This is a genomic window from Amycolatopsis sp. NPDC034160, assembly GCF_055575355.1.
The window spans coordinates 46574-65278 of record NZ_JBVISU010000012.1 but is presented as its reverse complement, the minus strand read 5'-3'; the positions used below and the strand labels follow the sequence as shown (position 1 = coordinate 65278).

The 18705-nt window shown below is 68.4% G+C and carries 22 protein-coding genes; 16 read left to right on the top strand and 6 right to left on the bottom strand.

The genetic code is table 11. The features are described 5' to 3' along the window. The first annotated feature begins 58 nt into the window (after positions 1–58). Positions 59–721: a TetR/AcrR family transcriptional regulator gene (locus ACZ54P_RS23485; RefSeq protein WP_465463703.1), complete on the top strand. Its 663-nt coding sequence runs from the start codon at positions 59–61 to the stop codon at positions 719–721. On the opposite strand, the gene hemW is transcribed toward ACZ54P_RS23485, so the two are convergent. Next, entirely contained in the window at positions 714–1928 is a 1215-nt protein-coding gene (gene hemW, locus ACZ54P_RS23480) for a radical SAM family heme chaperone HemW (protein ID WP_465463702.1), read from the bottom strand. The genes ACZ54P_RS23485 and hemW overlap by 8 nt on opposite strands. A gap of 173 nt (positions 1929–2101) precedes the next feature. Beyond that, the gene (locus tag ACZ54P_RS23475; protein WP_465463701.1) at positions 2102–2515 is read right to left on the bottom strand and encodes a VOC family protein; all 414 of its coding nucleotides are present in this window, start codon (positions 2513–2515) and stop codon (positions 2102–2104) included. 83 nt (positions 2516–2598) lie between these two features. Between ACZ54P_RS23475 and ACZ54P_RS23470 the strand changes: the two genes are divergently transcribed. The 10 genes from ACZ54P_RS23470 to ACZ54P_RS23425 all read left to right on the top strand — a co-directional run bounded on the left by ACZ54P_RS23470 (position 2599) and on the right by ACZ54P_RS23425 (position 10370). Then, positions 2599–3171: a TetR/AcrR family transcriptional regulator gene (locus ACZ54P_RS23470; RefSeq protein ID WP_465463700.1), complete on the top strand. Its 573-nt coding sequence runs from the start codon at positions 2599–2601 to the stop codon at positions 3169–3171. Positions 3172–3324: 153 nt separating this feature from the next. After that, complete coding sequence (locus ACZ54P_RS23465) at positions 3325–3411, top strand: putative leader peptide (RefSeq protein ID WP_350573702.1); 87 nt, start codon at positions 3325–3327, stop codon at positions 3409–3411. Between the two features lie 36 nt (positions 3412–3447). After that, positions 3448–5142 carry a nitrite/sulfite reductase gene (locus ACZ54P_RS23460; RefSeq protein ID WP_465463699.1) on the top strand — a complete coding sequence of 565 codons (1695 nt, stop codon included), beginning with the start codon at positions 3448–3450 and terminating at the stop codon, positions 5140–5142. Beyond that, positions 5139–5288: an Insertion element protein gene (locus ACZ54P_RS23455; RefSeq protein ID WP_465463698.1), complete on the top strand. Its 150-nt coding sequence runs from the start codon at positions 5139–5141 to the stop codon at positions 5286–5288. The genes ACZ54P_RS23460 and ACZ54P_RS23455 overlap by 4 nt, the downstream gene beginning before the upstream one ends. Beyond that, on the top strand, positions 5285–5980 hold the full coding sequence (locus ACZ54P_RS23450; protein ID WP_465463697.1) for a phosphoadenylyl-sulfate reductase: 696 nt from the start codon (positions 5285–5287) through the stop codon (positions 5978–5980). Before ACZ54P_RS23455 ends, ACZ54P_RS23450 begins: the two co-directional genes overlap by 4 nt. 11 nt (positions 5981–5991) lie before the next feature. Continuing rightward, a complete protein-coding gene (cysD, locus tag ACZ54P_RS23445; protein WP_465463696.1) occupies positions 5992–6912 on the top strand; it encodes a sulfate adenylyltransferase subunit CysD in 921 nt (306 codons plus the stop codon). After that, the gene (locus ACZ54P_RS23440; protein ID WP_465463695.1) at positions 6912–8174 is read left to right on the top strand and encodes a sulfate adenylyltransferase subunit 1; all 1263 of its coding nucleotides are present in this window, start codon (positions 6912–6914) and stop codon (positions 8172–8174) included. The genes cysD and ACZ54P_RS23440 overlap by 1 nt, the downstream gene beginning before the upstream one ends. Then, positions 8171–8920, top strand: a complete 750-nt coding sequence (locus ACZ54P_RS23435; RefSeq protein ID WP_465463694.1) for a sirohydrochlorin chelatase — start codon at positions 8171–8173, stop codon at positions 8918–8920. The genes ACZ54P_RS23440 and ACZ54P_RS23435 overlap by 4 nt, the downstream gene beginning before the upstream one ends. Positions 8921–9042: 122 nt before the next feature. Further along, complete coding sequence (locus ACZ54P_RS23430) at positions 9043–9519, top strand: cyclase (protein ID WP_465463693.1); 477 nt, start codon at positions 9043–9045, stop codon at positions 9517–9519. A 77-nt stretch (positions 9520–9596) separates the two neighbouring features. Beyond that, positions 9597–10370 (top strand): enoyl-CoA hydratase family protein, encoded by a 774-nt coding sequence (locus ACZ54P_RS23425; protein WP_465463692.1) that lies wholly within the window; start codon positions 9597–9599, stop codon positions 10368–10370. On the opposite strand, the gene ACZ54P_RS23420 is transcribed toward ACZ54P_RS23425, so the two are convergent. Genes ACZ54P_RS23420 through ACZ54P_RS23410 form a run of 3 tightly spaced genes read right to left on the bottom strand, consistent with a single transcriptional unit; the run spans position 10367 to position 11411 of the window. After that, positions 10367–10723: a barstar family protein gene (locus ACZ54P_RS23420; protein ID WP_465463691.1), complete on the bottom strand. Its 357-nt coding sequence runs from the start codon at positions 10721–10723 to the stop codon at positions 10367–10369. The genes ACZ54P_RS23425 and ACZ54P_RS23420 overlap by 4 nt on opposite strands. Beyond that, positions 10720–11196, bottom strand: coding sequence for a guanyl-specific ribonuclease (locus ACZ54P_RS23415; RefSeq protein WP_465463690.1), 477 nt, complete (start codon positions 11194–11196; stop codon positions 10720–10722). The genes ACZ54P_RS23420 and ACZ54P_RS23415 overlap by 4 nt, the downstream gene beginning before the upstream one ends. 11 nt (positions 11197–11207) lie before the next feature. Next, on the bottom strand, positions 11208–11411 hold the full coding sequence (locus ACZ54P_RS23410; RefSeq protein WP_465463689.1) for a hypothetical protein: 204 nt from the start codon (positions 11409–11411) through the stop codon (positions 11208–11210). 59 nt (positions 11412–11470) lie between these two features. On the opposite strand from ACZ54P_RS23410, the gene ACZ54P_RS23405 reads away from it, so the two are divergent. From ACZ54P_RS23405 to ACZ54P_RS23395, 3 genes are all read left to right on the top strand, one after another. Next, on the top strand, positions 11471–12436 hold the full coding sequence (locus tag ACZ54P_RS23405) for a zinc-binding dehydrogenase (RefSeq protein ID WP_465463688.1): 966 nt from the start codon (positions 11471–11473) through the stop codon (positions 12434–12436). A 183-nt stretch (positions 12437–12619) separates the two neighbouring features. Further along, positions 12620–13663 (top strand): alpha/beta hydrolase, encoded by a 1044-nt coding sequence (locus tag ACZ54P_RS23400; protein ID WP_465463687.1) that lies wholly within the window; start codon positions 12620–12622, stop codon positions 13661–13663. Between the two features lie 79 nt (positions 13664–13742). Continuing rightward, a complete protein-coding gene (locus ACZ54P_RS23395; RefSeq protein WP_465463686.1) occupies positions 13743–15221 on the top strand; it encodes an amino acid permease in 1479 nt (492 codons plus the stop codon). Here ACZ54P_RS23395 and ACZ54P_RS23390 read toward each other — a convergent pair. Next, positions 15196–16245, bottom strand: a complete 1050-nt coding sequence (locus ACZ54P_RS23390; protein ID WP_465463685.1) for an NAD(P)H-dependent flavin oxidoreductase — start codon at positions 16243–16245, stop codon at positions 15196–15198. The genes ACZ54P_RS23395 and ACZ54P_RS23390 overlap by 26 nt on opposite strands. A 153-nt stretch (positions 16246–16398) precedes the next feature. On the opposite strand from ACZ54P_RS23390, the gene ACZ54P_RS23385 reads away from it, so the two are divergent. After that, complete coding sequence (locus ACZ54P_RS23385) at positions 16399–18162, top strand: family 20 glycosylhydrolase (RefSeq protein ID WP_465463684.1); 1764 nt, start codon at positions 16399–16401, stop codon at positions 18160–18162. Between the two features lie 57 nt (positions 18163–18219). Then, positions 18220–18666 carry a pyridoxamine 5'-phosphate oxidase family protein gene (locus ACZ54P_RS23380; RefSeq protein ID WP_465463683.1) on the top strand — a complete coding sequence of 149 codons (447 nt, stop codon included), beginning with the start codon at positions 18220–18222 and terminating at the stop codon, positions 18664–18666. Positions 18667–18705 lie beyond the last annotated feature (39 nt).

Genomic DNA, 18705 nt, shown 5'->3' with positions numbered 1-18705 from the left:
GAACAGCGTTCGCGTCAACTAGAGTTCCCGGTGTACCCCGGATCAGGAGGCGAACGAAGTGAGCAGGCCCCGGCGTCGCGCCGAGAAACCAGTGCTGTCCCAGGAGCTCGTGGTGAAAACGGCACTGGACCTCCTCGCCGCCGATGGGCTGGAGGCGGTGAGCATGCGGCGCGTGGCACAGGCGCTGGAGACCGGCCCGGCGTCGCTCTACGCCCACGTCGCGAACAAGGAAGAGCTCCACGAGCTGATGGTCGACCACGTCCTCGACTTCGGCCCGATCCCCGAACCCGACCCGGACCGGTGGATCGAGCAGGCGAAGGAGCTGCTGCGCGGGAACGTGCGCGCGCTGACGTCGTACCCCGGGATCGCCAAGATCGCGTGGACCATCCAGGTACCTGTCGGCGCGAACGCCTTGCAGCAGGCCGAAGCTCTGCTCGCGGTGCTGCGCGCGGGCGGCCTCGACCTCAGGCGAGCACTGTTCGCCGCCGACGCGTTATGGCTCTATGCCAAGGCTTTCGCCTACGAAGGTGCCGGTTGGCAGCACGGCGACATCAACCTGGCCGAGCAGGAGGAACGCGGCAAGCGGATGGTCGAGCACATGACGTCGTTCCCACCCGGCACGTTCCCGAACCTGCTGAGGTCAGGCGAGTACTTCACCGCGGAGACCGCTCAGGAGCGCTTCGAGTTCGCCATCGACCTGTTCCTCCGCGGCCTCACGTGAGCCGACGCACCAGACCGTCAGCCAGCAACCGTCCCCGGTCGGTGAGCACCGCCCGCTTTCGACCGTCCAAAGCGGACTGATCCAGCAATCCCTCGGCGGCGGCGACCCGGGCCTCGGCCCGGCCGTCGTCGTCGAGGGCGTCGAGCGGAAGTCCCTCGGACAACCGGAGTTCCAACATCACGCGTTCCAGCTGCCGGTCCTCGTCGGTCAGCACTTCACGACCGGCGGCCGGCGACTCCCCGGCGGCCAGCGCGGCGGCGTACCGCGCCGGATGCTTGACGTTCCACCAGCGGACCCCGCCGACATGGCTGTGCGCGCCGGGTCCCGCGCCCCACCAGTCGCCTCCGCGCCAGTAGCCGACGTTGTGGCGGCAGCGGGCTTCTTCCGACGTCGCCCAGTTGGACACCTCGTACCAGCGCAGCCCCGCCGAATTGAGGACGCGGTCGACCATCTCGTAGTCGGCGGCGAGGACGTCGTCGTCCGGGGCGGGGAGTTCGCCGCGGCGGACGCGGCGGGCGAGCGCGGTGCCCTCCTCGACGATCAGCGCGTACGCCGAGACGTGGTCGACACCGGCGGCCAGCACCGCGTCCAGCGAGGCTTGGAGGTCTTCGGCCCGCTCCCCCGGCGTGCCGTAGATGACGTCGAGGTTGACGTGCTCGAACCCGGCGGCGCGCGCCTCCTCGGCGGCCGCGACGGGCCGTCCCACGGTGTGCACGCGGTCCAGGATCTTCAGCACGTGCCGCGCGGCCGACTGCATCCCGAGCGAGATCCGGTTGTATCCCGCGTCACGGATACCCGCGAAGAACTCGGGCGAGGTCGACTCGGGGTTGGACTCGGTCGTGACTTCGGCGCCGTCGGCGAGCCCGAAGGTGTCACGAACGGCGTCCAGGACACTGCGGAGACCCTCCGCGCCGAGCAAGGAAGGGGTACCGCCGCCGACGAAGACGGTGTCGACCGCGGGCGCCTTCCCGAGCACGCGCGCGGCCAGGTCGAACTCGCGCTTGAGGCCTTCGAGCCAGGACTGTGGCGACGAATCGCTGTCCAGCTCACCGGCGGTGTAGGTGTTGAAGTCGCAGTAGCCGCAGCGGGTCGCGCAGAACGGGACGTGCACGTAGACGCCGAACGGCCGGGTGCCGAGCCCTTCCAGCGCGCTCTCGGGGAGCGCGGACTCGACGGGCTTGGCGTTCTCGAGCGACAGTGCGGGCACACCCCAGTGTCCCCCACGCCATGAAGGCCTCCTTCCCTACCCTGAAGGTAAGGAAGGAGGCCTTCGCGGACCGCGCTACCGGTCGGCGATGTCACCTTGACCGAGGTGGAGCGGGTGCCGTCCTCGAACCGGTACGAGCCACCCTTGGGGAGCTCACTCACCCGAAGCGGCACTCAGGCCAACCCGTTCGCGGCCAACCACTCCGGGGACGGCGGGATCACCTCGATGATGTCGATCAGGAAGCCGTTGAGGTCCTCGATGTAGAAGTGCCGCTGGCCGAATTCCTCGTCCACGAGTTCCGTGACGATCTTGACCCCCTCTTCGCGCAACCTGTCGTACTCGGCCGCCGCGTCGGCGACCATGAACCCGACCATCGATCCGGCCGTCTCCTGTGCCCGCCACGGCTCCGGCGTGGCCTTGTGACCGCGCTTCACGAAGCTCATCTCGTAGCCCGGCACTCCGACATTGAGGCTGGAGAACCAATCCAGCTCGATCGTGACCGTCAACCGCAGGTGCCGCTTCCACCAGGCGGTGGTCTCGGCGATGTCATCGACGAGCACACAGGCACCGAAACCGCTGAGTTGCATCTGGTGTTTTCCTCCCGGTCAGAACCACTTGATGCGTAGTACTATAGACATAGTGGTTTGACTGAGGCAAGGAGAATGTTCCGATGCGACAGAACCCGGAGCGCCGGACCGCGCTCACCGACGCCGCCATCACCGTCCTCGCCCGCGAGGGCGCCCGCGGGCTCACCTACCGCGCCGTGGACGTCGAAGCGGATGTCCCGCCGGGAACGACGTCCAACTACTTCCGCAACCGGGACCAGTTGCTCGGCGAGGTCGGTGTCCGCGTGCAGGAGCGACTGTCGGCACCGGCCGACGTGATGGCGAACCCGCAGGCCGAGTCTCCGTCCCACGACCGGGTCGGCGTTTTGCTCGGCGAACTCATGGGGCGGCTGACCGCCCACCGCGAGCCGTATCTGGCCCTGCTCGAACTCCGCCTCGAAGCCACCCGGCGCCCGGATCTGTCGGCGGAGCTGACCAAGACCATCCGCGAGGGCATCGACATGAGCGTCGACTGGCACGTCGCGGCGGGAATGCCGGGCGGGCGCCCAGAAGTGCTGCTGATGTACCTCGCGCTGACCGGGCTCACCGTCGAACGGCTCACCCTGCCCGAGGTGCTCGCGGACGTCACCGACGAAGAGGTCATCCGGATCCTCGTGGACCGCGTCCTCCCCTCTTGAGCCGTGGGCGTTCTGCGTCACAATGCCCGGCCGCGAATCCGGACTTGACCCGTAAAGCAGCTCCTTGACCTGGGAAAACGAGCACCTCCGGACGCGGTTCCCAGTATTCGGACCGGCCTAGACCACATAGTGGGCGCGTGGCACGCTGAATGAATGACCCGCGCCGGAATCAGCCTCGTGGCACGCCGCCACGTGGATCTCCGTCGTGTGGCGAGCGCGCTCTGTGCGACGAACCGCTGACTCCCCGCCACCACCACGATCTGCCGGAGGACTCCCATGTCGTCGCCCACGCGCGAGACCCCTGCCCGCACGCCCCGGGTGAAACAGAAACGGGGCGAAGGACAGTGGGCACTGGGGTATCGCGAACCCTTGAACCCCAACGAACGGTCCAAGAAGGACGACAACCCGCTCAACGTCCGCGCGCGGATCGAGAACATCTACGCCCGCGGCGGCTTCGATTCGATCGACCCGGGTGACCTCCGCGGCCGGTTCCGCTGGTTCGGTCTCTACACCCAGCGCAAGCCGGGAATCGACGGCGGCCGCACCGCGACGCTGGAGCCCGAAGAGCTCGACGACCGCTACTTCATGCTGCGGGTGCGGCTCGACGGCGGCGCGCTGACCACCGATCAGCTGGCTGTGCTCGCCGAGATCTCGCAGACCCACGCGCGTGACACCGCCGACATCACCGACCGGCAGAACATCCAGTACCACTGGATCCAGATCGAGGACGTCCCGACGATCTGGGCCAAACTGGAGAAGGCCGGGATGACCACGATGGAGGCCTGCGGCGACAGCCCGCGCGTCATCCTCGGCTCCCCCGTCGCCGGCATCGCCGCGGACGAGGTCATCGACGGCACGCCCGCGATCGACGAGATCAAGCGCCGCTACATCGGCGACCCGCGTTACTCGAACCTGCCACGCAAGTTCAAGACCGCGATCTCCGGCCAGCAGGACGTCGCCCACGAAATCCACGACGTCGCCTTCGTCGGCGTGGATCACCCCGAGCACGGCCCCGGTTTCGATCTGTGGGTCGGCGGCGGCCTGTCCACCAACCCGATGATCGGGCAGCGACTCGGCGCCTGGGTCCCGCTCGACGAGGTCCCCGATGTCTGGGAAGGCGTGATCAGCGTCTTCCGCGATTACGGCTACCGGCGCCTGCGCGCCCGCGCCCGGATCAAGTTCCTGGTGAAGGACTGGGGCGCCGCGAAGTTCCGCCAGGTCCTGGAAGACGAGTACCTCAAGCGGAAGCTGGTCGACGGCCCCGCGCCCGAGGTGCCCGCCACCCAGATCGACCACGTCGGCGTGCATCCGCAGACCGACGGCAAGTTCTACGTCGGTGCCGCGCCGGTCGCGGGCCGGGTCTCCGGCGCCACCCTGCTGGCGGTCGCGAAGGCCGCCGAGCGTGCCGGATCGAACCGTGTCCGCCTCACCCCGCAGCAGAAGCTCGTGGTCCTCGACGTCCCCGAGGCCGAGGTCGGCGGGCTGAAGAGCGAACTGGCCGAGCTGGGCCTGCAGACCGAGCCGTCCCCGTGGCGACGCGGGATCATGGCCTGCACCGGGCTGGAATTCTGCAAACTCGCGATCGTCGAGACCAAGGCCCGCGCGATCGAACTGGTCACCGAACTGGAGAAGCGCCTCGCCGACATCCAGGCCGGAATCGAGCACCCGGTGACCGTGCATCTCAACGGCTGCCCCAACTCCTGCGCGCGGATCCAGACCGCCGACATCGGGCTCAAGGGCCAGATCGTCACCGACTCCGGCGGCAAGCAGGTCGAAGGCTTCCAGGTGCACCTCGGCGGCGGACTCGGCCTCGACGCCGGGTTCGGCCGGAAACTGCGCGGGCACAAGGTGACCGCGTCGGAACTGACCGCATATGTCGAAACGCTCGTGCGGGCGTACGTCGACGGCCGCGAACCCGGCGAGCGGTTCGCCCAATGGGTCCTGCGAGCCGACGAGAGCGTCCTGCAGTGACCGAACGAGCGACCCCGTACCACTGCCCTTTCTGTGGCGATGAGGACCTGCGGCCGGAAGAGGGCGGCTCGTGGCTGTGCTCGGGCTGCCGCCGGGTCTTCACCGTGAAATTCCTCGGACTGTCACTTCCGGAGGTGTCGCAATGACCGCCACTGCCGACTACAGGACACTCGCCGAACGGGCCTCGAAGGAGCTCGCCGAGGCGACCGCGGCCGAGGCCCTGCGCTGGACCGCGGAGACGTTCGGCGACGACTTCATCGTCGCGTCGAACATGCAGGACGCCGTCCTCATCGACCTGGCGACCCAGGTCAAACCGGACGTCGACGTGCTGTTCCTGCAGACCGGCTACCACTTCCCGGAGACCATCGGCACCCGGGACGCGGTGCAGGCGGTCTACCCCGGCGTGCGGATCGTCAACGCCGAGGCCGAGCAGAGCGTCGCCGAACAGGACGCGGAATACGGCCCGAAGCTGCACGAACGCGACCCGAACCAGTGCTGCCACCTCCGCAAGGTCGTGCCGCTGCGCGACACGCTGGCGAAGTATTCGGCGTGGGTGACCGGCGTCCGCCGCGTGGACGCGCCGACCCGCGCGAACACCCCCATCGTCACCTGGGACGACCGCAACGGGCTGGTGAAGATCAACCCGATCGCGCCGTGGTCCGACGACGAGTTCAGGGACTACATCGACGAGCACGGGATCCTCGAGAACCCGTTGGTGTCCATCGGTTATCTGTCGATCGGCTGCGCGCCGTGCACCGCGAAGGTCGCTCCGGGGCAAGACCCGCGCAGCGGCCGGTGGGCCGGTCAGGGCAAGACCGAGTGCGGCTTGCACGGGTGAGAAGGGACGACATGACCACGCTCGAACCAGTCGCCGCCGCGGCACAGGACAACCTGGCCGCCTTGGAATCCGAGGCGATCCACATCTTCCGTGAGGTGGCGGGCGAGTTCGACCGGCCGGTGATCCTGTTCTCCGGTGGCAAGGACTCGACGCTGCTGCTGCACCTGGCGATCAAGGCGTTCTGGCCGGCGCCGGTGCCGTTCCCGTTGCTGCACGTGGACACCGGGCACAACTTCGACGAGGTCATCGACTTCCGCGACCGCGTGGTCGAGCAGCACGGGCTGCGGCTGGTCGTGGCGAAGGTCCAGGACTGGATCGACGACGGCAGGCTCGAAGAGCGCGCCGACGGGATGCGCAACCCGCTGCAGACCACGCCGCTGCTCGACACGATCGCCGAGCACAAGTTCGACGCCGTCTTCGGCGGCGGCCGCCGCGACGAGGAACGCGCCCGCGCCAAGGAGCGGATCTTCAGTCTCCGCAACTCCTTCGGCCAGTGGGACCCGCGGCGCCAGCGCCCGGAACTGTGGAACCTCTACAACGGCCGTCACCGCCCCGGCGAGCAGGTCCGGGTCTTCCCGCTGTCCAACTGGACCGAGGCGGACGTCTGGAACTACATCGCGCGGGAAAAGGTCGAGCTGCCGTCGATCTACTACGCGCACCGGCGCGAGGTCTATCAGCGCGACGGTATGTGGCTGGCCGAAGGCCCGTGGGGCGGGCCGCGGCCGGGTGAGGAAATGAAGGAACTGACCGTGCGCTACCGGACCGTCGGTGACGGTTCGTGCACCGGTGCCATCGAATCGACCGCCGCCACGGTGGACGAGGTCATCGCCGAGGTCTCGGCCTCCCGGCTCACCGAACGCGGCGCCACCCGCGCCGACGACCGGATGTCGGAGGCGGCGATGGAAGACCGCAAGCGTGAGGGGTACTTCTGATGTCCAGCCTGTTGAGGCTCGCGACCGCGGGCAGTGTGGACGACGGGAAGTCGACCCTGGTCGGGCGGCTCCTGTACGACACCAAGTCCGTCCTCGCCGACCAGCTGGACGCGGTCACCCGCGCCAGTGTCGACAAAGGACTGTCCACCCCGGACCTCTCGCTGCTCGTGGACGGTTTGCGCTCGGAACGCGAGCAGGGCATCACGATCGACGTGGCGTACCGGTATTTCGCGACGCCGAAGCGCAGCTTCGTGCTCGCGGACACCCCCGGCCACGTGCAGTACACGCGCAACACGGTGACCGGGGCGTCCACCGCGCAACTGGCTGTGCTGCTGGTCGACGCGCGCAAGGGCGTCATCGAGCAGACCCGCCGTCACGCCGCGGTGCTCGCGCTGCTGGGCGTTCCGCATCTGGTGCTGGCGGTGAACAAGATCGACCTCGTCGACTACGACGAGGCGACCTTCACCGTGATCGCCGAGGAGTTCGCCGAGCACGCCGCGTCGCTGGGCTACGAACGCGGTTCCGTGCTCGCGGTGCCGGTTTCGGCGCTGCAGGGCGACAACGTGGCGGAGAAGTCGGACAAGACCCCGTGGTACTCCGGCCCGACCCTGCTGGAGCATCTGGAAACCGTGCCCGTGGCACCGGATCCGCACGATTCGGCGTTCCGTTTCCCGGTGCAGTACGTGATCCGGCCGCGCACGGCCGACCATCCCGACTACCGGGGCTACGCCGGGCAGATCGCGGCGGGCACCGTCCGGACGGGCGACGAGATCGTCGTGCTGCCGCAAGGACTCCGCAGCCGGGTGGAGGGCATCGACACCGCCGACGGTCCGCTCGCCGAGGCCGGCGCGGGCACCTCGGTGACGCTGCTGCTCGCGGACGACCTCGACATCTCGCGTGGGGACCTGATCGCCGCCACCGACCGGCAGCCGGAGGTGACCGACGAGATCGCCGCCACCCTGTGCTGGCTCTCGGCCAAGGCACTCAAACCGGGCGCGCGGGTGCTGGTGAAGCACGGCGCGCGAACGGTGCAGGCCATCGTCGGCGAACTCCACGCCCGCTTCGACGAGCAGACACTGTCCAGTGTGGACGAACCGGACACGCTGGAGCTCAACGACATCGGCCGGGTGACCCTGCGGCTCGCCGAGGCGATCGGCGTCGACGACTACGGCGTCAGCCCGCGGACGGGCGCGTTCCTGGTCATCGACCCGAAGGACGGCGATACACTGGCGGCCGGACTCGTCGGCGAAAGGTTCGCATGACCCCAAGCCGCACACCGCCACTGGTCGCCGTCGCCCACGGTAGCCGCGATCCGCGGTCCGCCGCGACCATCCGGGCCCTGCTCGACGTCACCCGTGGCCTGGCACCGGATCTCGACATCCGGGAGTCCTTTTTGGATCTCTCGGAGCCGTTGCTCACCGACGCCCTGCGCGCGTTGTACGCCGAGGGTCGTCGCGAGGTCGTCGTGGTGCCGCTGCTGCTCGGCGTGGCGTATCACGCCCGGGTCGACCTGCCCGCGCTCGTCGCCGAGGTGACCGCGGACTGCCCGGGCCTCGACGTGCGGGTTTCCGGCGTGCTGGGCATCGACCCGCTGATCGAGACGGTCGCGTTGGACCGCCTCGCCGAGGCGGGAGCCGACCTGGCCGACCCGGAACTGGGTATCCTCCTCGCCGGGGTCGGCTCGTCGAACGTCGCGGCGAACGACGCGGTCGCCGGCATCACCACCCGCTGGCAGCTGCGGCGCGGGCTGCTCGCGACACCCGCGTTCGCCAGCGCCGCCCAGCCGGACGTGCCCGCCGCCGTCACGCGGTTGCGGCTCAACGGCGCCCGGCGGCTCGCGGTCGCGGGCTGGTTCCTCGCGCCGGGATTGCTGCCGGACCGGATCGCGCGCTTAGCCCGTGAGACCGACCCGTCGGTGATCGTCGCCGGGCCGCTGGGGCCGGATCCGCGGATCGCGGGGCTCGTCCTGGAACGCTACGGCGTCGCGGCGGCCCGGCTCGCTGCCTGATTTATCGGCACAGTAGCGCGACTTCGTCCCGTTCGGACGCTTGAGTTACTTAACTTGCCGGTAACTCTCTAAAGGCTGCGCGGCTTCCCTTTCTCCCCATCGAACCTCCAGGTAGGTGGACCATGAAGGCTGCCATTCGTGCCCTCATCTGTACCTCGGCCGTCCTCGTCCCGCTCATCGGCGCGGCCGCCCCAGCCTCGGCGGCGACCACCGTCGTCTTCGACTGCGAAGCGAAACCGCCGCTCGTCGGCAACAAGTACCTCAAGCTGAACCAGGACGCCGACGTCACCGCGCCGGCCACGGTCGCTCCCGGCTCCGGCATCGGCTCGACCCCGCCGAAGATCACCGTCTCCGGCAGTGTCGCGACGCTGAGCTTCCCCGGTCCGATCGCGGGCGGCTCGACGTTCGAACTGCCGACCGTGACCGCACACCTCACCGCGGGCACGTCCGGCACCATCGAGACGAAGCCGGCAGGCAGCAGCTACGCCGACCCGGGGTTGACCTTCACCGCGGTGGTCAGCGCGGGCTTCGACGTCTCGGCGCCGACGTCCTGTTTCCCGAACCCTAGCCCGACCTTCACCACGACGACGATCGGCTGAGTGCCGCCCGCGCCCCCACTCCCCGTGGTGGCGCAGGCCACTGCCCGGCCCGACTTCGCTCGTGCGAAGGTGAGGCCATGGCTGACGAATTGGTGCACTACGACGTGGTGGGCGGCACCGCCACGATCACCTTGGACTCCCCGCACAACCGCAACGCGCTCTCTGCCCAGCTGCGGCGCGAACTGAGCGAGTCGCTGGACAAGGCGCGGGCGGACGACGCGGTACGGGTCATCGTGCTCACCCACACCGGCCCGGTGTTCTGCGCCGGGATGGACCTCAAGGAGGCCCGCGGGGCCGGTGCCGGCGACCAGGGCGTCAACGAGTTTCCGAAGATCCTCGAGCAGCTGTGGACCAGCCCCAAGCCGGTGGTGGCGAAGCTGGCGGGCCCGGCTCGGGCGGGCGGCATCGGCATGGTGGCCGCGACCGACATCGCCGTCGCCGTGCACGAGGCGACCTTCGCCTTCTCCGAGGTGCGGATCGGCGTCGTCCCCGCCGTCATCTCGCTCACCGTGCTGCCCCGGCTCACCGCCCGTGCCGCGCACGAGCTGTTCCTGACCGGCGACACCTTCGACGCGAAGCGGGCCGTCGAGATCGGTCTGCTGAACTCGGCGGTCCCGGCCGACGAACTCGACAGCGAGGTCGCCCGCTATGTCAAGGCGCTCGCCCTCGGCGGCCCGAAGGCGCTCGCCGCGACGAAGGAGCTTCTCAGCAAGCCTCGTCCGGCCACGCCGAGCGAAGGCTTCGAGGCCATGAATAAGCTGTCCGCCGGGTTCTTCGCGAGCGAAGAAGGCCAAGAGGGCATCACGGCCTTCGCCCAGAAGCGCAAGCCGAACTGGGTTCCCGAAAGCTAGTCCGGCAGGACGACGGTGAGGCGCCGGGAGTCCGTCCGGTCTCCGGACGGCCCCAGCGCCCGCTGCGCGTCGGAAAGCACGCTGCGGACGGCCAGGTACGCCTTGGGATCGCGTTCCCTGAGTACCGAGGAACCGGACCAGATCAGCACGTGCTCACCCGGCGGGAGCCAGGACAGGTCGGTGAGGCAGTCGTAGAGCGCGTCGAGGTTCTTCCCGAAGTAGTCGGGGAATAGCAGCGCCTCCGCGATCGCGTCGAGCGTGGACTCCTTGTCGAGCGTGCGCCCGCGATCGATCAGATGCGGCCGCGCACCGCGGGCGAAAGCCTTGTCCGCCGCTTCCTGCGCCGCGCTCATCGGCTGGGGTCCACGACGACGAAGGACTTGTAGTGGTCCTCGGTGTAGTAGAGCTCCTTGCCGGAGCCGGTCACCATCCGTCGCGCTCCTCGATCCGGGCTGCCCGGCGTCTTGACCGTGTACTCCCGGTAGTAGTCGGAGGCCTTGGCAGGAAGAACCTTTTCCCGGTTCTGGAAGGTCACGTCGTCGTTGCGCGGATACGGGTACGGCCCGCCCGCCTGAATGAGCTTCCAGGTGTCGGACGCCTGCGGGGGAAGTCCCGTGAGCGGTTTGACCGGAAGACCGGAATCCGCGCCCGCGACCTTTCCCTTCGCCTGGCTGTCGGCGTCTCCCGACGGCGCGGCCGAAGCGGACGAACTCGCCGGAGCGCTCTTCGTGTCGTCACCGCTGATGCCGTCCTTGACGAACCAGCCGGCGAGTACCAGCACGATCAGCCCGATCAGGGCGGCGGTGATCCGCCTACGGTTGAACATGGTGCGCCAGCTTAGGAGGACCGGTCGGAGTCGTTCGCATCGCGGGCCGTGCCGAAGAGCCGGGCGACCCTGCCGAAGACCGTGTCGAGCAGCCAGGCCGCGACCAGGCACAGCGGCACCACGACCGCCATGACCAGCACGAATTGCACGGGGAACGGGGCCTGCGCGAGCCACAGCTCGACGCCGTCCCACCAGTCAGCAAGCCCGTTGAACACGGTGTGAGCCTACGCTCGCGCCCGGTGCCACCGACGGTCAGGCCAGGTAGGTTGCTGACATGTTCGCCGTTTACGCTTCCGAACCCAACGCCGAAAAGCCGCTGGACTCGCTCGTGATCGGCGAGCGACCCGAGCCCGAAGTGCCCGAAGGCTGGGTGCGGGTCAACGTCAAGGCCGCCAGTCTCAACATGCACGACCTGTGGACCTTGCGCGGCGTCGGCATCAAACCCGAGCAGTTCCCGATGATCCTGGGCTGCGACGGCGCCGGCACCCTCGACGACGGCACCGAGGTCGTCCTCCACTCGGTGATCAACGCCCCGGGCTGGCAGGGCGACGACACCCTCGACCCGAAGCGCACCCTGCTGACCGAGAAGTACCAGGGCACCTTCGCCGAGCAGGTCGTCGTCCCGGCGCGCAACGTCGTGCCGAAGCCGACGGGCCTCAGCTTCGCGGAAGCCGCGACCATGGGCACGGCCTGGCTGACCGCCTACCGGATGCTGTTCGTGAAGTCCGGACTGCGACCGGGACAGACGATGCTCGTCCAGGGCGCCTCCGGCGGCGTCTCGACGGCTCTAATCCAGCTCGGACGGGCGGCCGGCTTCCGGGTGTGGGTGACAGGGCGTAGCGAAGAAAAGCGTGCGCTGGCGGAGAATCTGGGCGCACATCAGACCTTTGAGTCCGGTGCGCGGTTGCCGGAGCGGGTCGACGCCGTCTTCGAAACCGTCGGCAAGGCGACCTGGTCGCACTCGGTGAAGTCGCTCAAACCGGGCGGGATCATCGTCGTCTCCGGCTCGACCAGCGGCCCGGACGCTCACGCGGAGTTGCAGCGCGTGTTCTTTCTGCAACTGCGTATCGCCGGTTCGACGATGGGGACCAGGGGCGAACTGACCGATCTCCTCGCCTACCTGGAGCTCACGGGCGTCCGTCCGCAGATCGGCGCCGAATTGCCGTTCGCGGAAGCCGAAACCGGGTTTAAGAACATGCTCGACGGGGAAACTTCAGGCAAGGTGGTTTTCACATATTGATCGGAGGGGTGAGTTCTCCCCCTCGCTGCGATCCAGCGCGCACATGAGCGCACATCCCCGCGGTCCAAGCAGGTCAAAGCGTCATTTCGCAGTCTTGTCAAGTGTCAAGAACGTTATGACTCAGCGAGCTTTTCACGACCAAAGTTCGACCAAAATCCGACCTCTCGCGGTTAGCCTTGAAGTATGACCGCATCGCAGCGGCCCGAACCGGCGGACCCCGGGGGCCGGAACACCACCGACGCCGACCCGATCCGCGTCTCCTTCCGGCGCTACGCCGGTGTCCGCACCCGGGTGCTCGAAGTCGGGCCGCAGCCGGTGGAATCCGCCGACCGCGCCCCACGGCGAGTACTCGGCAAGCGGACGCCCGCGCGCGGGCACGCCAAGCCGACGGCACCGAGACTGGTGCTGCTGCACGGTTATTGCGACAGCGCCGACACCTGGCGCCCGGTTCTGGAGCTGCTCGCGGCCGCCGGTGTTCCGGCGGTCGCGGTCGATCTGCCCGGATTCGGTGACGCTCAGCCTCTGCGGCCGGGCCCGATGCTCCCGCAGCTTGACGCCTTCGCCGCGGCCGTCGTCAAGGAGCAGGCCGTACTCGGCACGGTCGTGCTCGCCGGGAACTCGCTCGGCGGCACGATGAGCCTGCGCGCCGCGGAGAACCACCGGCTGCCGGTCGCGGGCGTGGTGTCGATCGCCGCACCCGGTTTCGTCGACAGCTGGCTGATCCGGACCGTGGCCCGCTATCCACTGCCGCTGCGGATGTACTCGGCTCTGCCTCTGCCGATCCCCGGTTTCGTCGTCCGCGCCGTCGCCGAGCAGGTCGTGCCCCGGCTGCTCTACGCCAACGCCACCGCCGCGGACGCCGAACAGGTCCGCCGGTTCACGTCGCTGTTCCCGGACTACCGCTCCACCACCACCCGGCTCGAGCAGGCGAGACAGCTCGTCGAAGAGCTGACGGACGCCTACCGGCTCGAAGAAATCCGCATCCCGCTCCTGGTGGTCGTCTGCGGCAAGGACAAGCTGGTCAGCGCCGCGTCCGGACGGCAGCTGCACGCGTTGGTCCCGCACAGCAGGCTGATGGTGCGCGAGGACTGGGGCCACTGCCCGCAGCTCGACGACCCCATCGAGATCTCGGAGTTGCTGAACTACTTCGCGACCAGCGCCGCCAGGCCCGAGAAGGTCGCCGCTCGCGCGGCCATCGAAGTGAGCGAGGACACCGTCGCCGGATAGGTGTGATCTCCCGTCTCCCAGTACCGTGCCCTTCGGACTGTGACCCAGTCCGAAGGGCACAACCTGTTGGGAGACGACGATGTCCGCACCGCGCAGCCTAGGCTCGGGAACCGGGATATTCCGACGCAAACCGATCGATCAGATCCAAGAACTCAGTGACGACGGCGGCGGGCTGCAACGCACGCTGGGGCTCCGCCAGCTGACCGCGATCGGCATCGGCGGCATCATCGGCGCGGGGATCTTCTCCCTGGCCGGTGCGGTCGCGAACGAGAAGGCCGGCCCCGCCGTGCTCATCTCGTTCCTCATCGCGGGTATCGCCAGTGCGGCGGCAGCGTTCTCCTACGCGGAGTTCGCCGGGCTGATCCCGCGCGCCGGATCCGCCTACACCTATGGCTACACCGTGCTGGGCGAGATCGTCGGCTGGTTCATCGGCTGGGACCTTCTGCTGGAGTACACCGCGATCGTGGCGGTGGTCGCGATCGGCATCTCCGGCTACTTCAACGAGCTACTGGGCTATCTCGACATCAAGCTGCCGGTCTGGATGCTGGGCGCCCCGGGCACCGAGAAGGGCGACGTCGCGTCCGGCTCGTACAAGATCAACCTGTTCGCCGTGCTGCTGTGCCTGCTGATCGCCTTCATCCTCAACCAGGGTATGAAGAACGCGGCCCGGTTCGAGACGCTGCTGGTCTACCTGAAGGTCGCGCTGGTCCTGCTGGTGATCGTCGTCGGTGTCTTCCACATCAACACCGACAACTACTCGAACTTCTTCCCGTTCGGCCTCAGCGGCGCCTTCGCAGGCGCGGCGACGGTGTTCTTCGCGGTCTTCGGCTACGACGCCATGTCCACCGCGGCCGAGGAATCGACCGACTCCCAGAAGCACATGCCGAAGGCGATCATCTACTCGCTCGCCATCTCGATGGTGCTCTACGTGCTGGCCTGTCTGGTCCTGACCGGCATGGTCAACTACAAGGACATCGACAGCGAAGCCGCCTTCTCCAGCGCCTTCGCGGGGATCGGGATGAAGTGGCTCGGCCTGATCATCGCGGTCGGCGCCATCATCGGCATCACCACGGTGTTGTTCACCTTCCTCATGGGTGCGAGCCGCGTCGGCTACTCGATGAGCCGCGACGGCCTGCTGCCGAAGTGGTTCGGCAAGACCCATCCGGTGCGCAAGGTGCCGAGCCGGATGACCTGGGTGCTCGGCATCGCGTCGGCGATCATCGCCGGGCTACTGCCCATCGGTGAGGCCGCGGAACTGACGAACATCGGCATCCTGCTCGCGTTCGTGGTCGTCTGTGTCGCGGTGATCGTGCTGCGCTACAAGCAGCCCGACCTGCCGCGGTCCTTCAAGACCCCGGGCATGCCGGTCGTGCCGATCATCGGCATCGTCTTCTCGATCTGGCTGATCACGTTCTTGAACTACCACACCTGGCTGCGGTTCGCGGCCTGGTTCGGCCTCGGCCTGATCATCTATTTCGCCTACAGCCGCCGTCACTCCGCGATGAACGCGAACAACGGCGAAGCGAAACAGATCAGCGGAGACGACTCAAACGCGTAGCGGCTTCGCGGGCTTCGGCCTGGAGGCGTTCGACGATCGACGCCGCCGGGCCGGAGCCCGCGAGTTCGTACGTCTGTCCCGCGTAGAGCGACATCACTTCCGGATCCCCCGCCTTCCCCGCCGCCGCGCGGACCGGTTTGGTCAGGTTGTTGATCTCCGGATAGGCCGATGGCGCGGTGGCCGAAAAGTCCGTGACCGCGCGGTTGACCAGCGCACGGGCGGGGCGTCCACTGAACGCCCTGGTGAACGAGGTCGGCCTGCCGCCGTCCGCCAGTGCCTGCCGATGCGCGGGCTGTGTACCGGCTTCGTCCGCGCGCAAGAACGCGGTACCCAGCTGAGCCGCGACCGCGCCCGCCGCCAACACCGCCGCGATGTCGGCGCCGTGCACGAGCCCACCGGTCGCGAGGAGCGGCAGGTCCGTCCGCGCCGAAACCAGGCGAAGCAGGCTGAGTACCCCGTACTGCGCTCCCCCGCCTTCGGCACCGGGCTCGTCGGCGAAGAGCCCTCGATGTGCTCCGGCTTCGAATCCCTGGACGACGAGCGCGTCCGCGCCGACCGCCACGGCCCGATCGGCCTCGACCGGGCTGGTCACGGTGACGGCCACCTTGCTCCCGTTGCCATGCAGGCGTGCGACGTCGTCGGGTGAGGGCGTGCCGAAGGTGAAGGAAACCACCGGCACCTTCCGCTCCAAGACGACCTCCAGCTTCGCGCTGTACGCGTCGTCGTCCCACCGAGGCTCGCCGAGCTCGACGCCGTAGCGCTCCGCCTCCGCCCGCCAGCGCTGGACGTGGCCGCCGAGATCCACTGAAGCGGCGTCACCCGGGACGAAGAGATTCACGCCGAAGGGTTCACCGGTCAACTCGGCTGTCTTCGCGATTCTGTCCGCGAGGGCTTCGGCGCTCAGGTAACCGCCTGAAAGGAAGCCGAAGCCTCCCGCCGCGGTCACCGCGGCCACCAGCTCGGGAGTGGTCGGGCCACCGGCCATCGGCGCCGCTATCACGGGAAAACGCAGCTCTTCGAACACGATTCCGACGATAGTCCCACCCTGGCGATACGGAATGTGACGTTCGGCTATCCCCATCGTTTCTTCGTGGTGGTCTAGACCTTTAAGGCCGAACATGCGACGATCGAGGCGTTCGTGACGCAGGTCACCTTCCCCTGTCGCCTGGAGGCCCCGGTGAAGAGCTTGAGAGCGCGGCTGGGCCGCGCCGTCGTCGGGGTGGCGCTGCTCGCCGGCGCCGCCACCGCAGCCGCCCCTGTCGCCGACGCGGCCACTCCGCCGTTGCAGGCGATCCTCCCCGCGCCGGTCTCGGCCGCAGCCGTCGCCGGGTCCGACCACACCCTGACCACGAACACGAAGATCTACACCCAAGCCGGTTCAGCACCCGCCAGGGCGGTCGGCGACTACCTGGCCGGTGTCCTGCGCAAGTCCACCGGTTTCGCCCTACCCGTCTCGGACGCGCCTTCGGGCACACCCGCCGACGGCATCTCGTTGCTGCTGTCCGGCGCCGATCCCCGTGTCGGTGACCAGGGCTATCAGCTGAGCTCAAGGTCCGCTTCGGTCATCCTGCGCGCGACGACGGCGCAGGGCCTCTTCGGCGGCGTCCAAACACTGCGGCAACTGCTGCCCGGCAAGGTCGAGAGCTCTACCGTGCAGGACGGTCCCTGGACGGTCCCTGGCGCCGACATCCTGGACCACCCGCGCTTCGGCTACCGCGGCGCCATGCTCGACGTCGCCCGGCACTTCCACCCGGTCGCGACCGTCAAGCGGTACATCGACCAGCTGGCGCAATACAAGATCAACAACCTGCACCTGCACCTGGCCGACGACCAGGGCTGGCGGATCCAGATCGACAGCTGGCCACGCCTGGCCACCTACGGAGGCAGCACCCAAGTCGGAGGCGGCGCCGGTGGCTACTACACGAAGGCGCAGTACACCGAGATCGTGAACTACGCGGCTTCCCGGTTCATCACGGTCATCCCGGAGATCGACATGCCTGGTCACACCAACGCCGCCCAGGCGTCCTACGCCGAGCTGAACTGCAACAACACCGCTCCCCCGCTGCGTACCGACACCGCGGTCGGCTACAGCTCGCTCTGCATCTCGAAGGAGATCACCTACACCTTCGTCAACGACGTCATCCGGGAGATCGCCGCGTTGACACCGGGGCCGTACTTCCATCTCGGTGGTGACGAGGCCCAGGCCACCAGCGACGCGGACTACCGCACCTTCATGAACCGCGTGCTGCCGATGGTGGCCGCCGCCGGCAAACAGGTCGTCGGCTGGCACGAGATCGGCAAGGCCACCCTGCCCGCCACGGCGACCCCGCAGTTCTGGGGCACGACGACGTCGAACACCGAGGTCTCGAACGCCGTCGCCCGCGGGAGCAAGGTGATCCTGTCACCGGCGAACAAGGCCTATCTGGACATGAAGTACAACTCCAACACGCCGATCGGACTCTCGTGGGCGGGTTACATCGAGGTCCAGGACGCCTACAACTGGAACCCCGGCACGTATCTCTCCGGAGTGCCCGAATCGGCCGTCCGCGGTGTCGAATCCCCGCTGTGGACCGAAACCGTGGTGACACCGGCGAACATCGACTATCTCGCCTTCCCAAGGCTCCCGGCGCACGCCGAACTCGGCTGGTCTCCGTGGTCTACGCACGACTGGAACGCCTTCCGCGTACGCCTCGGCGCGCAGGCGCCTCGCTGGCAGGCGCAGGGCATCGGCTACTACGCGTCGAGTCAGGTGCCTTGGGAGACGGGTTCCACCGACCCCGGCACCTGCGCTCTCCCGGCTTGGGACCGCGCTTCGGCCTACACCGGCGGCACGAGCGTCTCCCACAACGGGCACAAGTGGTACGCGAAATGGTGGACGCAAGGCGAGGAACCCGGCACCACCGGGCAGTGGGGTGTCTGGCGCGACGACGGCACCTGCTGACCTTCTCCGTTCGCCCGCTCGGCCCCTTCACCGCGCCGGGCGGGCTACGGTGGAACCATGGCTGCCGAGCTCGAACTCGTCCGCGCACTTTCCTTGCGTGAAAACGGACTCGCGACCGTTTCGACCGTCCGCGCGGACGGCACCGTGCACTCGTCGGTGGTGAACGCCGGGGTGGTCGAAGACCCGGTCACGCAAGCACCGGGGGTCGGTTTCGTCGCGGTGGGCGGGGCGAAGAAGCTCGATCTGTTCCGCCGGGCGGGCCACGCCACGATCACCTTCCGCCGAGGCTGGGAATGGGCGGCGGTCCAGGGCGACGTCCATCTCATCGGCCCGGACGACCCGGATCCGGAGTTCGACCCGGCCGGGCTCCCCCAGCTGCTGCGTGACGTCTTCATCGCGGCGACGGGGACACACGACGACTGGGACGAGTACGACCGCGTGATGGCCGCCGAACGCCGCGTCGCCGTCTTCGTCACAGCGAACCGCGTCAGTGGCAATCGCTGACACGAAAAAGGCCGCCCGGATCGTGACCCGGGCGGCCTT

Bases quoted from the DNA above. Each gene is read 5' to 3' on its own strand.
- ACZ54P_RS23475 (WP_465463701.1), bottom strand. From the start codon at position 2,515: ATGCAACTCAGCGGTTTCGGTGCCTGTGTGCTCGTCGATGACATCGCC.
- ACZ54P_RS23470 (WP_465463700.1), top strand. From the start codon at position 2,599: ATGCGACAGAACCCGGAGCGCCGGACCGCGCTCACCGACGCCGCCATC.
- ACZ54P_RS23465 (WP_350573702.1), top strand. From the start codon at position 3,325: ATGACCCGCGCCGGAATCAGCCTCGTGGCACGCCGCCACGTGGATCTC.
- ACZ54P_RS23460 (WP_465463699.1), top strand. From the start codon at position 3,448: ATGTCGTCGCCCACGCGCGAGACCCCTGCCCGCACGCCCCGGGTGAAA.
- ACZ54P_RS23450 (WP_465463697.1), top strand. From the start codon at position 5,285: ATGACCGCCACTGCCGACTACAGGACACTCGCCGAACGGGCCTCGAAG.
- cysD (WP_465463696.1), top strand. From the start codon at position 5,992: ATGACCACGCTCGAACCAGTCGCCGCCGCGGCACAGGACAACCTGGCC.
- ACZ54P_RS23440 (WP_465463695.1), top strand. From the start codon at position 6,912: ATGTCCAGCCTGTTGAGGCTCGCGACCGCGGGCAGTGTGGACGACGGG.
- ACZ54P_RS23435 (WP_465463694.1), top strand. From the start codon at position 8,171: ATGACCCCAAGCCGCACACCGCCACTGGTCGCCGTCGCCCACGGTAGC.
- ACZ54P_RS23430 (WP_465463693.1), top strand. From the start codon at position 9,043: ATGAAGGCTGCCATTCGTGCCCTCATCTGTACCTCGGCCGTCCTCGTC.
- ACZ54P_RS23425 (WP_465463692.1), top strand. From the start codon at position 9,597: ATGGCTGACGAATTGGTGCACTACGACGTGGTGGGCGGCACCGCCACG.
- ACZ54P_RS23420 (WP_465463691.1), bottom strand. From the start codon at position 10,723: ATGAGCGCGGCGCAGGAAGCGGCGGACAAGGCTTTCGCCCGCGGTGCG.
- ACZ54P_RS23415 (WP_465463690.1), bottom strand. From the start codon at position 11,196: ATGTTCAACCGTAGGCGGATCACCGCCGCCCTGATCGGGCTGATCGTG.
- ACZ54P_RS23405 (WP_465463688.1), top strand. From the start codon at position 11,471: ATGTTCGCCGTTTACGCTTCCGAACCCAACGCCGAAAAGCCGCTGGAC.
- ACZ54P_RS23400 (WP_465463687.1), top strand. From the start codon at position 12,620: ATGACCGCATCGCAGCGGCCCGAACCGGCGGACCCCGGGGGCCGGAAC.
- ACZ54P_RS23395 (WP_465463686.1), top strand. From the start codon at position 13,743: ATGTCCGCACCGCGCAGCCTAGGCTCGGGAACCGGGATATTCCGACGC.
- ACZ54P_RS23380 (WP_465463683.1), top strand. From the start codon at position 18,220: ATGGCTGCCGAGCTCGAACTCGTCCGCGCACTTTCCTTGCGTGAAAAC.